The organism is Kribbella sp. NPDC004138 (assembly GCF_053603655.1).
Genome location: NZ_JBSGFZ010000004.1, coordinates 334275 through 347047, shown reverse-complemented (window position 1 = coordinate 347047; position 12773 = coordinate 334275). Strand labels below are relative to the sequence as shown.

Annotated in this window: 13 protein-coding genes; 4 read left to right on the top strand and 9 right to left on the bottom strand. The window is 70.1% G+C overall.

Annotation, left to right across the window (positions count from 1 at the left end):
- The first annotated feature begins 13 nt into the window (after window positions 1-13).
- A complete protein-coding gene (locus tag ACWEOO_RS07745) occupies window positions 14-985 on the top strand; it encodes a hypothetical protein (protein ID WP_452142310.1) in 972 nt (323 codons plus the stop codon).
- On the opposite strand, the gene pdxR is transcribed toward ACWEOO_RS07745, so the two are convergent.
- On the bottom strand, window positions 973-2493 hold the full coding sequence (gene pdxR, locus ACWEOO_RS07740) for a MocR-like pyridoxine biosynthesis transcription factor PdxR (protein WP_452142309.1): 1521 nt from the start codon (window positions 2491-2493) through the stop codon (window positions 973-975). The two genes, ACWEOO_RS07745 and pdxR, sit on opposite strands and share 13 nt — an antisense overlap.
- Window positions 2494-2521: 28 nt before the next feature.
- Between pdxR and ACWEOO_RS07735 the strand changes: the two genes are divergently transcribed.
- Genes ACWEOO_RS07735 through ACWEOO_RS07725 form a run of 3 tightly spaced genes read left to right on the top strand, consistent with a single transcriptional unit; the run spans window position 2522 to window position 4973 of the window.
- Window positions 2522-3322 (top strand): methyltransferase, encoded by an 801-nt coding sequence (locus tag ACWEOO_RS07735; protein WP_452142308.1) that lies wholly within the window; start codon window positions 2522-2524, stop codon window positions 3320-3322.
- Window positions 3319-3459 carry a hypothetical protein gene (locus ACWEOO_RS07730; protein WP_452142307.1) on the top strand — a complete coding sequence of 47 codons (141 nt, stop codon included), beginning with the start codon at window positions 3319-3321 and terminating at the stop codon, window positions 3457-3459. Before ACWEOO_RS07735 ends, ACWEOO_RS07730 begins: the two co-directional genes overlap by 4 nt.
- A 20-nt stretch (window positions 3460-3479) precedes the next feature.
- The gene (locus ACWEOO_RS07725; protein WP_452142306.1) at window positions 3480-4973 is read left to right on the top strand and encodes a CYTH and CHAD domain-containing protein; all 1494 of its coding nucleotides are present in this window, start codon (window positions 3480-3482) and stop codon (window positions 4971-4973) included.
- Window positions 4974-5093: 120 nt separating this feature from the next.
- On the opposite strand, the gene ACWEOO_RS07720 is transcribed toward ACWEOO_RS07725, so the two are convergent.
- The 8 genes from ACWEOO_RS07720 to ACWEOO_RS07685 all read right to left on the bottom strand — a co-directional run bounded on the left by ACWEOO_RS07720 (window position 5094) and on the right by ACWEOO_RS07685 (window position 12771).
- Complete coding sequence (locus ACWEOO_RS07720) at window positions 5094-6725, bottom strand: solute symporter family protein (RefSeq protein ID WP_363708095.1); 1632 nt, start codon at window positions 6723-6725, stop codon at window positions 5094-5096.
- Between the two features lie 11 nt (window positions 6726-6736).
- The gene (locus tag ACWEOO_RS07715) at window positions 6737-7069 is read right to left on the bottom strand and encodes a DUF485 domain-containing protein (RefSeq protein WP_452142305.1); all 333 of its coding nucleotides are present in this window, start codon (window positions 7067-7069) and stop codon (window positions 6737-6739) included.
- A 180-nt stretch (window positions 7070-7249) separates the two neighbouring features.
- A complete protein-coding gene (locus ACWEOO_RS07710) occupies window positions 7250-8788 on the bottom strand; it encodes a sodium/solute symporter (protein ID WP_355699724.1) in 1539 nt (512 codons plus the stop codon).
- 2 nt (window positions 8789-8790) lie between these two features.
- A complete protein-coding gene (locus ACWEOO_RS07705) occupies window positions 8791-9171 on the bottom strand; it encodes a hypothetical protein (protein ID WP_452142304.1) in 381 nt (126 codons plus the stop codon).
- A gap of 17 nt (window positions 9172-9188) precedes the next feature.
- On the bottom strand, window positions 9189-9932 hold the full coding sequence (locus ACWEOO_RS07700; RefSeq protein ID WP_452142303.1) for a LytR/AlgR family response regulator transcription factor: 744 nt from the start codon (window positions 9930-9932) through the stop codon (window positions 9189-9191).
- A 28-nt stretch (window positions 9933-9960) separates the two neighbouring features.
- Window positions 9961-10152 carry a hypothetical protein gene (locus ACWEOO_RS07695; RefSeq protein ID WP_452142302.1) on the bottom strand — a complete coding sequence of 64 codons (192 nt, stop codon included), beginning with the start codon at window positions 10150-10152 and terminating at the stop codon, window positions 9961-9963.
- 93 nt (window positions 10153-10245) lie between these two features.
- Window positions 10246-11460, bottom strand: coding sequence for a formaldehyde dehydrogenase, glutathione-independent (fdhA, locus tag ACWEOO_RS07690; RefSeq protein WP_452142301.1), 1215 nt, complete (start codon window positions 11458-11460; stop codon window positions 10246-10248).
- Window positions 11461-11640: 180 nt separating this feature from the next.
- The gene (locus ACWEOO_RS07685; RefSeq protein ID WP_452142300.1) at window positions 11641-12771 is read right to left on the bottom strand and encodes a histidine kinase; all 1131 of its coding nucleotides are present in this window, start codon (window positions 12769-12771) and stop codon (window positions 11641-11643) included.
- Window positions 12772-12773: the final 2 nt, after the last annotated feature.

Here is a 12773-nt window from a genome sequence, read left to right as displayed (position 1 = left end):
AGTTCCTGCCATCATGCGTATCCGCCGGGTAGTGACCGTTTCCGCGCTGGCCTCCGTCCTGCTCGTGGGCTGCTCAAGTCCCGGGTCGGAGACCGCGCCGAGCGTCCCGCCGCTGGTGTCGACGAGCGCGCCGCCGTCGGAGACGCCATCGGAAACCCCGTCCGCGACGCCGTCCGAGACCTCCAAGGTCGCGGACACGTTGTGCACGCGGATGGATCCCACGGTGGTGCAAACCGCGCTCGCGGTGCCGGTCGCGACCATGCAGCCCAGGAACCCGCCGGCCGAGTTCGGCGTCCCGACGTACGACGTCTGTCAGTTCACGCTCGGCACCGGTCCGAAGGCATCGGTGCTGCGGGTCGGGGTGTCGGTGCTCCCGGCCACGGCGGCGACCCTGGCGGCGACCCAGAAGGCGTACGCCGCACACCCGCGCGAGCCCGCCAAGCCCGCCAAGCTCGGGCAGGGCGGCTTCGGGACGAGCACGTTCGTGGTGTTTCTCCTGGACGGCAAGCTGTACAAGCTCACCGGGCCGCAGGCCACCCTCGCGAAGTACGTTGCCCTCGGCCAGGAGGTCGCCCGTCAGGCCCCCGGGCTGGACGAACCCGAGCGGCTGATCACGCGCCCCGACTGTGACCGCGGTTCGCAGGCGGCGGAGAAGGTGATGGGCGCGCCGCCGGTGGCCCGGCGCGACGGTGAGACCCTCGTGGGCGACCTGGTCTGCGGCTGGATCGGCCCGGCGAGCGCGCTGTCCACCTCGGTCCGCCGGGAGCCGGACGCCGAGGCGCTGATGGCGCCGATCCGCAAGGCCCCGACCTCGCAGTCGATCCCGCTCGGCGACGAGGCGTACGTCGACACCGCCACCGGCCGGACCACGATCCGCGTCGGCGACGACAAACTCGTCGACCTGGTGCCGCTCCCGGAGCGCGCGGTCGACCCGGACCTGATGACCCAGTTCGCGCTCGCGATGTCCCCGCTCTACACCCGCTGAGCCGCGATCGTGGCGATGGCTTCGGTGATCTCGGTCGGGTGCCGGGCGGCGTAGCCGAGGACCAACCCAGGCGGGTGCGGGAGCTGGCAGTGCCACGACAGCGGGTGGGTCTTGACCCCGGCGTCCAGCGCGGCCGCGGCCAGGGCGGTGTCGTCTCCGGTCTCGAAGGTGATGGTGAGGTGCAGCCCCGCGGCGGCGCCGTGAATGGTTGCCTCAGGCAAATGGTTGCGGATGGCGGTGACCATCGCGTCGCGGCGGACGCGGTGCCGGCGGCGGAGGAAGCGCAGCTGGCGTTCGAGTTCGCCGGACTGCATCAGGTGCGCGAGGGTGAGCTGCGGCAGGCTCGCGTTGCCGAGGTCCGCCAGCCGTTTGCGGGCGATCAGCTCTTCCTGGTACCGCGAGGGCGCCAGCATCCACCCGATCCGCAGCGCCGGGGCGAGCAGCTTGGAGACGCTGCCGGTGTAGATCACCTGGTCGGGCAGCATGGCGCGGAGCGCGGGCACCGGCGGGCGGTCGTACCGGTGCTCGGCGTCGTAGTCGTCCTCGATGATCAGCCCGCCGTCGGCCGCCCACCGGATCAGCTCACGCCGGCGCTCGCCGTCCAGGACGACACCGGTCGGGAAGTGGTGCGCCGGCGTCGCCATCACCACGCTCGCGCCGGACTCCCGCAGTACGTCGACCCGCAGGCCGCGGTCGTCGACCGGGATCGGCGGGGTCCGCATGCCCCAGTTCTGCAAGTGCTGCCGGGAGCCGAGCGAGCCGGGGTCCTCGACCGCGATCGCGTGCACGTCGTGCTGGTCGAGCATCTGCGCCACCAGTCCGATCGCCTGGGCTACACCGGCCACGACGATCAGGTCTTCCGGCTCCGCCGCGATCCCGCGGTACTGCGCCAGCCACGCCGCGATCGCGCGGCGCAGCGTCGGCATCCCGGCCGGGTCGCCGTACCCGAACTCGGTCGAGGCCAAGTCCGCCAGCACCGCTCGCTCCGCGCGCAGCCAGGCGCTGCGCGGGAACGCCGCCAGGTCGGGCACACCCGGTGTCAGGTCGATCCGCGACGGCTGCTCCCGCAGGTTGTCGAAGATGTCGAGCCCGGCGTCGCGCAGGTTCGGTGCAGGAGGACAGGAGGTGTCGGCCGAATTGCCCTCGACGTCCGGCGCGGCAGGCGGGCGGGCCGATGTACGTAGACCTGTACGTCCTGTCGAGCTGTCCACGCCGGGCGCCGCGACGACGACCGTTCCGGAGCGGCCGCGGCCGGCGACGTGGCCGTCCTCGGTGAGGCGCTGGTAGGTCTCGGTGACCACGCCGCGCGAGATGCCCAGGTCGGTGGCGAGGGTGCGGGTCGCGGGGAGGCGGGTGCCGACCGGCAGGTGGCCGGTGGAGATCGCCGAGCGGAGGCGCTCGGTGAGCCAGTCCGCGAGGCCGCCGGGCGGCGCCTCACCGGGGTCGAGCTGGAGGAAGTCCGCGCCGCCTTTGGACCTGCCACTTGTCGCCGGATTGGACCTGTTCACAGGACCATTGTGGCGCGACCGTGGAGCTATGGGAATCGACTACGTCCACGGCTACACCCCGGCGGAGACGCGCCGGCTGACCGACCAGGCCGGCACGCTGGCCGACCTGCTGCACGGCGGCACCAGCTACCCGCCGGGGAGCAGGGTCCTCGAGGCCGGCTGCGGAGTGGGCGCGCAGACCGTGCAGCTCGTCACCCGGAGCCCGGGCATCGACCTGGTCTCGATCGACATCTCCGAGGCCTCGCTCGCCCAGGCCAAGGCGCGGGTCGCCGAACAGGCGCCGGACGCAACCGTCGACTGGCGGCACGCGGACCTCCACGACCTGCGAGGCGAGAAGTTCGACCACGTCTTCGTCTGCTTCGTCCTGGAGCACCTCGCCGACCCGGCTGCCGCTCTCGTCCGGCTTCGGGGCCTGCTGAACCCCGGCGGCACGATCACGGTGATCGAGGGCGATCACGAATCCGCCTTCTTCCACCCGCGCAGCCCGCGCGCCCAGGCCGTCATCGACTGCCTCGTCGACCTCCAGGCCGCGGCGGGCGGCGACTCGCTCATCGGCCGCCGGCTGCAGCCGTTGCTGGAGCAGGCCGGGTACGACGACGTGCAGGTCGGGCCGCGCACCGTGTACGCCGACCAGACCCTTCCGCACCTCGTCGACGGCTTCACCCGCAAGACCTTCATCGCGATGGTCGAGTCCGTTCGCGACCGCGCGATCGCGGCCGGTCTGCGCACCGCGGCCGAGTGGGCCGCGGGCGTCCGCGATCTCGAGAAGTCCGCCGAACCCGGCGGCACCTTCCACTACACGTTCTTCAAGGGAGTGGGCCGGACATGATCGCCTTCCTCGTCCTGATCGCCCTGGTCTGCTGGGGTCTGAATCGCAATCGGCGCAGGCAGTTGCGGCCCACGGTGGGCGGCGTCACCGATCGCGATCTGGAACGACTGGTCGAAGAATTGCGGACGCGTTCATGAACGCCTGGTAAACAAGAACCATGGGCCCGACCGAGCAGCTCGAGATCGAAACCAAGTACGACGTCGCCGCGAGCGTCATCCTCCCGGCGTTGCATGAGCTGCCCGGGGTCGCGAGTGTCGCGCAACCGGTCGAGCTCGACCTGGACGCGGTGTACTACGACACCGCCGACCTGGACCTCGCCGCGCACAAGGTGACCCTGCGCCGGCGTACCGGCGGCGAGGACGACGGGTGGCACGTGAAGTTCCCGGTGTCGTCCGGCGAGCGGCTCGAGGTGCATCATCCGCTTGGGCGGTCGACGCGCACCGTGCCGATCGCGGTGCTGCGGACGGTCCGCGTGCACGTCCGCGACCGGCCGTTGATTCCGGTGGTGACGCTGCGGACCCGGCGCATCGTCCATCGTTTGCTCGACGCCGACGGTGCGATCCTCGCCGAGCTCGCCGACGACCACGTGACGGCGACGGTCGAGGGCGGCGAGCCGCAGACCTGGCGTGAGTGGGAGGTCGAGCTCGTCGGCGGCGAGAGCTCCTTGCTCGAGGACGCAGGTGAGCTGCTGACGGCCGCGGGGGCCCGTCCGGCGAGCGGTCCGAGCAAGCTCGCCCGGGCGCTCGGCGACCGCGTCCCGTCGTACGACGACTGGACCTTGCCGAAGAAGCCGCGGACGTCGGACCTGTTCCGGGCGTACGCCGGGGCGCAGGTGAAGGCGATCCGCGAACGGGACCCCGAGGTACGGCGTGACGTTCCGGACTCGATCCACAAGTTCCGGGTCGCGACCCGGCGGCTGCGGTCGGCCCTGGCGACGTACCGTCCGGTGATCGATCGCGAGGCCGGGGACGCGCTGCGGGCCGAGCTGAAGTGGCTGGCCAGTGAGCTCGGGGTCGCCCGGGACGCGGAGGTGCAGCGCGAGCATTTCGCGGCCGAGGTCGCCGAGCAGCCGGTCGAGCTGGTGATCGGGCGGGTCGCGGGGCGGATCGACGACCATCTGCGTGAGGTGTACAAGAAGGGTCGTGCCGGGGCTCTCACCGCGTTGGAGAGTCCGCGGTACTTCCGGCTGCTCGACGCCCTGGACGAGCTGGTCGCGAAGCCGCCGGTGATCGGCGACGACCGCAAGGCCAGCAAGCAGATCGGGGACGTGCTCTCGCACGACTACCGGCGGATGCGCAAGGCGGTGCGCCGGTCGAAGGCCGCGCCGGATGTCGCCGAGCAGGACCACGAGCTGCACGAGGTCCGCAAGGCCGCCAAGCGACTGCGGTACGCCGCGGAGTCCGCCGTACCCGTTCTCGGCGACGACGCCGCGGACCTGGCTGCGCGGGCCGAAGAGGTCCAGGAGATCCTCGGCGCACACCAGGACTCGGTGGTCTCCCGCGAGCTCCTCCACCACCTGGCCCTCATGGTGTACGCCGAAGGCGGCAACACCTTCACCTTCGGCCGCCTGCATGCCACCGAAGAGGCCCGCGGGAACACCTCGCGCGAAACCTTCTACAAGCTCTGGCCGACCCTCAAGTTCAAACTTTGACGCGCCCCGGACAGGAGTGCGGGCGGTCAGGTGCTCGCCTACCTGGCCGCCCGCGGTTCGGATGGATTGGGGCTGTCAGGCAGGTCCGCGTCGGTTCAGCAGGGCCTGCCTGACAGGTCTTTAGTGCTGGACCGCCTTCTCGGCGCCGGCGCCGGTCAGCGAGCGGACCTCCATCTCGGCGAAGCGGTCGACGTCGACCTGCTCCTTGCTGGTCACGGTGCCGAGCCAGCCGAGCAGGAACGCCAGCGGGATCGAGACGATGCCCGGGTTGTCCAGCGGGAACCAGTGGAAGTCGATGCTGGTGTCGGTGATCATCGACAGGCTCTTGCCGGTCTTCGCGTCGACCTTGCCGGAGACGACCGGGCTGAAGACGATCAGGATGATCGTCGAGGACAGACCGCCGTAGATGCTCCACAGGGCGCCGCGGGTGTTGAAGCGCCGCCAGAACAGCGAGTACAGGATCGTCGGCAGGTTCGCACTCGCCGCGACCGCGAACGCGAGCGCCACCAGGAACGCGATGTTCTGGCCGTTCGCGAAGATGCCGCCGATGATCGCGACGATGCCGATCACGACCGCGGTGTAGCGGGCGACCCGGACCTCGCCGTCGCCGGAGATCTGGCCCTTCTTGATGATCTGGCCGTAGATGTCGTGCGCGAACGACGTGCTCGCGGTGATCGTCAGACCGGCGACCACGGCCAGGATCGTCGCGAACGCGACCGCCGAGATCACCCCGAGCAGCACCTCGCCGCCGAGCTCGAAGGCGAGCAGCGGCGCGGCCGAGTTCGCCTTGCCGGGGGCCGCCTTGATCGCGTCCGGGCCGACGATCGCGGCGGCGCCGTACCCGAGGACCAGCGTGAACAGGTAGAAGATGCCGATGATCCAGATCGCCCAGCTGACGCTGCGCCGCGCCTCCTTGGAGTCCGGCACCGTGTAGAACCGCATCAGCACGTGCGGCAGGCCGGCGGTGCCGAGGACGAGCGCGAGCGCGAGTGAGACGAAGTCCAGCTTGGTGATGCCCGTGGCGCCGTACTGCAGGCCCGGGCTCAGCAGCTTCTCGCCGGCCGCCGGGCTGTTGTCGACCGCCGCACCGAGCAGGCTGGACAGGTTGAAGGTGTACTTCGCCAGCACCCAGATCGTCATGATCCCGGCGCCGATGACGAGCAGCACCGCCTTGACGATCTGGACCCAGGTGGTGCCCTTCATGCCGCCGACGAGCACGTAGGTGATCATCAGGATGCCGACCACCGCGATCACGAGGCTCTGCCCGGTCCGCCCGGAGACACCGAGCAGCAGGGCGACCAGACCCCCGGCGCCGGCCATCTGCGCCAGCAGGTAGAAGAAGCAGACGCCGAGGGTCGAGATCGCGGCCGCCATCCGGACCGGCCGCTGCTTGAGCCGGAACGACAGCACGTCGGCCATCGTGAACCGGCCGGTGTTCCGGAGCAGCTCGGCGACCAGCAGCAGCGCCACCAGCCACGCCACCAGGAAGCCGATGGAGTACAGGAAGCCGTCGTACCCGTTCAGCGCGATCGCGCCGGCGATCCCGAGGAACGACGCGGCGGACAGGTAGTCGCCGGAGATCGCGATGCCGTTCTGCGGGCCGGTGAACGACCGGCCGCCGGCGTAGAAGTCGGCCGCGGTCTTGTTGTTCCGCGACGCCCGGAACACGATCGCCAGGGTGGCGACCACGAACAGGCCGAAGATCACGAAGTTGACGGTCGGGTTACCGATGTCGGTTGCCAGCGGCAACATCAGCGGGGCGGTCACTGCGGTTCTCCCTCGATCTGGCGGCGCAACTTCTCGGCGTCCGGGTCGATCCGCCGGTCGGCCCAGCGGACGTAGATCATCGTGATCGCGAACGTCGACACGAACTGCCCGAGCCCGAACAGCAGGGCGACGGTGATGTTGCCGGCGACCTTGGTGGACATGAAGTCGTGGGCGTAGTCGGCGAGCAGGACGTAGACGAAGTACCAGACCAGGAACAAAGCGGTCATCGGGAACACGAAGCGCCGGAAGCGGCGACGTAACTCGGAGAAGTCCGGTGACAACTGGACATCCCGGTACGTCGTCAGCTCGCGATCGCGCATGTCACTCATCGCGGGACCTCCAAGACGGTGGGATCGCCGGGCGGTTGGAGCCGGCTGTGCCCCGTACTGTGGCCCGCGTCACGCCGCGCCCGACAGCACCAACGCGCGTCGAGCGCTCAGCGGAGCACACCAGTCGCTCGGTGGATCGCTGAACTGCGGTGAGCGGTAGGAATCACACGACGAACGGTCTCATCGGGACGGCAGTCCGCGGTCGACGTCGACGGCCTCCGGTGTGTGCAGCCGGACCATCGAGCGGGCGGCGCCGGCCGGGATGCGGTGCGGGGTGAGTTTGGAGACGACGATGACGGTGACGAAGGCGAGCGGCATCGTCCACGCGGCCGGCTGACCGACGAGCGCCCGCGGCCAGCCGCCCTGCGGTGCGCCGGCCACGTTCACCAGCGCGGCCGCGCTGGCCGCGATCCCGCCGACGACCAGGCCGGCCGCGGCGCCCGTCGTCGACATCCGCCGCCACCAGATCCCCAGCACCAGCAGCGGGCAGAACGTCGACGCGGCGACCGCGAACGCGAGTCCGACGGTGTCCGCGAGGCTCAGCGACCCGGTCACCGTGAACGCCAGGTACGGCACGATCATCGAGATCAGCGCCGCGATCCGGAAGCTGTTCACCGCGACGTAGTCGCCGCCGGTCCACCGGTGCAGCCGACTGCGCAACAGGTCCTGGTCGATCACTCCGGCGATCGCGACGGTCAGCCCCGACGACGTCGACAGGAACGCCGCGAACGCACCCGCCGCGACCAGCGCACCGAGCAGATCCCCTGTGGTACCAGGGAAAACCCGGCCGGGCAGCTCGAGGACGACGGTGTCGCCGCCGGTCGTGACGAGGTCCGGCGCGAACGTCCGGCCGAGGACGGCGTACATCGGCGGGAAGAGGTAGAACAGCCCGAGCAGCGCCAGGACGACGACGGTGGTACGCCGGGCCGCGCGCCCGTCGGGGTTGGTGTAGAAGCGGACCAGGACGTGCGGAAGACCCATCGTCCCGAAACAAAGGGCCAGGAGCAACGAGTACGTCGCGTACAACGGGTGGTCGCGGCCGCCCGCGCGCGACAACGGCTCGGCCCATTCGGCGGCGGCTCCGTGCAACGAGTCCAGGACGCCGACCGGCTGGTGCCACATCAGCAGGATGACGAAGATCGGCGTCGCCAGGGCGGTCAGCTTGAGCCAGTACTGGAAGGCCTGGACGAACGTGATCGACCGCATGCCGCCCGCGGCCACGTTGATCACCACGATCACCGCGACGATCGCCGCACCCACTTGAGGCGGTGCACCCGTGACCGTCTGGACCGCCAGCCCGGCGCCGTGCAGCTGTGGAAGCAGGTACAGCGTCCCGATACCGACCACCAGCCCGGCGCAGATCCGGCGTACGGCGGCAGACTCGAATCGGGTCTCGGCGAAGTCCGGCAACGTGTACGCACCGGACCGGCGCAGCGGAGCGGCAACGAGGACCAGGAGCATCAGATAGCCGACGGTGTAGCCGACGGAGAACCACAGCATGTCGGCGCCGTTCACCAGGACCAGGCCGGCGACGCCGAGGAACGACGCGGCCGACAGGTACTCGCCGCTGATCGCCGATGCGTTCCAGCGCGGGCTGACCGCGCGGCTGGCGACGTAGAAGTCGCTGGTGGTTCGGGAGATCCGCAGCCCGAACAGCCCGATCCCGATCGTCGCCACGACCACCAGGCCGATCGCGGTGAGGCTGAGCGCCGGCGACATCGTTACTGCCGCCCCACGAATTCGGTGAACTCGGCCTCGATCCGCTCGGCGTTGCGGACGTAGATGCGCGCGGCGACGTACACCACCGGGTACACCAGGATGCCGAGGATCACCCACGGCAGCGGCAGGCCGACGGCGGACAGCGTGCGGGCCGGCGGGACCAGCCAGAACAGCAGCGGGATACTGCCCAGGACGAGTACGACGCCGCCGATGACGGCCAGCGTGAGCCGGAGCTGGGACTGAATCAGCGACTGCATGTAGACCTGGCCGAGACGGGTCTGCTCGTCGATCTCCCGCGTGCCGGTGGGCATGATCGGCCGCCGGGCCGCGCTGGTCCGGGGGCTGGTGACGCGGACCCTGCGCGGTCCTTCCGGCGTACTCATGTCGGCGCGGCCTCAGGTCACTTCAGTGAGGTCGAGCGGACCAGCAGGTCACGCAGCTCGCGGGTGTGCCGGCGGCTGACCGGGAGCCAGTCCTCGCCGACCCGGACCGAGCAGCGGCCGCCGTCGACCCGCATCTCGTCCACGTGCTGCAGGGCGACCAGGGTGCTCCGGTGGATGCGGGTGAACCCGGCGTCCCGCCAGCGCTCCTCCAGCGTGCTGAGCGGGATGCGGACCAGGTGTGAGTTCTGGCCGGTGTGCAGGCGGGCGTAGTCGCCTTGCGCCTCGACGTACCGGACCGTGGAGCGCTGCACGAACCGGGTGACGCCGGCCAGCTCCACGGCGATCACCTCGTCGTCCGACTCCTCCGGCGACTGCAGGCCGACCGGGGCGCCCTGGGTGACGACCCGGCGGACCGCCTCGGCCAGGCGCTCCTGCCGGACCGGCTTCATCACGTAGTCGGTGGCCTCCAGGTCGAACGCCGCCACCGCGTGCTCGTCGTACGCCGTCACGAACACGATCTGCGGGCGGCTGGCGAACTTCGAGAGCACCCGGGCCAGGTCGATCCCGTCCAGACCGGGCATCTTGATGTCGCAGAACACCACGTCCAGGTCGGTGTCCTGCAGGATCTTCAGCGCCTCGGCTCCGTCCGAGGCCGTCCGGATGGGGCCGATCCGGGGGTCCTGCTGCAGCAGGTAGACCAGTTCGGCCAGGGCAGGCTCCTCGTCGTCGGCGACCAGCGCACGCAGGGGAGTGTCGGCCATACAGCGAACACTAGAAGACGAGCGGCCTCTACGTCAGCATGCGCGGTGGGTGGTCGGGATGGTGTTCCCAACGCAGCCGGTGCGAGCCGAAGCCCGCGGCGTGTACGCCGTCGTGCCCGCGTGGCCGTCGGCAGTAGTAGTACGGCGAATACAGGTCCTTGCACGAGTCGTCGTGGCTCGTGTAGGCGAACTCGAGGTCCAGCCGGCTGTCGCTGGTCATCGCAGGCGCTCGGTCATGGCAGGCGCTCGGTCATGGTCCGGAGCCTCGGCGCCGGCGGGAGCCGGCCGCTGCCCGCTCCCGCCGCGCTGCCGGCTACTTGATCATTCCGTGCGGATCGAGCACGTACTTGCGGGCTGCGCCTTTGTCGAACTCGGCGTACCCCTGGGGTGCGTCGTCGAGCGAGATCACGGTGGCGTTCACGTTCTTCGCGATCTGCGTCCGGTCGTGCAGGATCGCCTGCATCAACTGGCGGTTGTACCGCATCACCGGGCACTGTCCGGTGGTGAACGACAGCGACTTCGCCCAGCCGAGACCCAGGCGGATCGACAGGGAACCGGTCTTCGCTGCGTCGTCACTGGCCCCGGGGTCACCGGTCACGTAGAGGCCCGGGATGCCGACCGCGCCACCGGCCCGGGTGACGTCCATGACGGTGTTCAGCACTGTCGCCGGCCGCTCGGCCTGGGCGTCGCTGCCGTGGCCGTGCGCCTCGAACCCGACCGCGTCGATCGCACAGTCGACCTCGGGTTCACCGAGGATCTGCTCGATCTGGTCCTTCGGATCGCCCTGGGACACGTCGATCGCCTCGCATCCGAAGGAACGTGCCTGGTCGAGCCGGTCCTTCTGCAGGTCCGCGACCATGACGACCGCGGCGCCGAGCAGGAGCGCAGCCGTGGCCGCGGCCAGTCCGACGGGGCCGGCGCCCGCGACGTACACCGTGGATCCGGTGCCGACGCCGGCGGTGACCGCGCCGTGGTACCCGGTCGGGAAGATGTCCGCCAGCATCGCGAGGTCGCGGATCTTCGCCATCGCCTGGTCCTTGTCGGGGAACCGCAGCAGGTTCCAGTCGGCGTACGGCACCAGCGCGTACTCCGCCTGACCGCCGACCCAGCCGCCCATGTCGACGTAGCCGTACGCCGATCCCGGCCGGTCCGGGTTCACGTTCAGGCAGACTCCGGTCTTGCCCTCCTTACAGTTGATGCACCGCCCGCAGGCGATGTTGAACGGCACCGACACCAGGTCGCCGGTCTTGATGAACTCGACGTCCCGGCCGACCTCCACCACCTCACCGGTGATCTCGTGGCCGAGCGCGAGACCGGGCGGTGCGGTGGTCCGGCCGCGCACCATGTGCTGGTCGCTGCCGCAGATGTTGGTCGCCACCACCTTCAGGATCACGCCGTGCGGAACCTGCCGGCCGACGTTCGCGGGGTTGACCCCCGGCCCGTCCTTGAGTTCCAGGGTCGGGTAGTCGATGGTCTCGACCGCCACGGAGCCTGGTCCCTTGTAAATGACTGCCCTGTTTCCTGGCATGAGGGCCCCTCTTCTGCAGGATCTTCCACCGCGCGACGGTGGAAATGTCCACTACCGCGGGCCGCGATCGCCATGGGGAGAGACAAGGCGATCCGGTCGTCGCCTGCCCCGTCGATGTCAGCGGGGGGATGGTGCCGACGCTAGTCCGACCGGCCAGAACCGTCAACGAAACAAAGCACTCTACGGCGAGGCATGCACGCCTGAGGAGTATTTGGGGATCCGGAAGGTCACCTTGGTGCCTGCGTCCACGGCGGTCTCCACGACCAGCCCGTAGGCGTCGCCGTACACCTGCCGTAGCCGGGCGTCGACGTTGCCGAGGCCGACCGAGTCACTGCCCGACTCGCCGGCCAGGGCCGCCCGGATGACCTCCGGGTCGCTGCCGGAGCCGTTGTCCTCGACGCTGATCTCCGCCTCGTTGATCTGGTCCCGGGCGCGGATCGTGATGTGGCCGACCCCCGTCGTACCTTCCAATCCGTGCCGTACGGCGTTCTCCACCAGCGGTTGGACGACCAGGAACGGGATGACCACCGGCAGCACCTCGGGAGCGATCTGCAGCGACACCTTGAGACGGTCGCCGAAGCGGGCCTGCTCCAGCACCAGGTAGCGCTCGACGTTGCGGAGCTCGTCCGCGAGCGTGGTGAATTCGCCACCACGCCGCAGGGCGTAGCGGGAGAAATCTGCGAACTCCAGCACGAGCTCACGCGCCCGCTCCGGGTCTGTGCGGACGAACGAGGCGATGGCCGCGAGAGCGTTGTAGATGAAGTGCGGGCTGATCTGAGCGCGCAGTGCGCGCAGCTCGGCCTCCATGGCGCGGGTGCGCTCCTTGTTGAGCTCTGCGAGCTCCACCTGACCGGAGACCCACCTGGCGACCTCCTCGGTCGCTCTGACAAGCGCCGCGGAGGTGTTGTTACTGTATGCGACCAGGACGGCTACCACGCGCTCCTCGGTCACGATCGGCGCCACGACGGCAGCACGGATCGGACACTGAGGGTCGCCGCAGGCCACGTCGTGCGCACCCAGGACTGCCGTCCGGCCGGAGCGGAGCGTCACCGCGGCGAGGTCCTTGGCGTCGCGGCGGTGGTTGCTCTCGTACGGTCCGCCGACGCCGTCCCACGCCAGGACGCCGGAGGAGTCGCAGATCGCGATGGCCGCCGTACCCAGCAGGTCTCTCAGGTGACGGCTGGCCTTGCCGGCCGCGGCGGGTGTCAGGCCCTCGCGCAGGTGCGGGCTGGCCAACGAGGCGGTATGCAGGGTCGCGTACGTCGCCTTGTCGGCCGGAGTCCCGAAATGCTTCCGCCGGCGCGTGAACACTC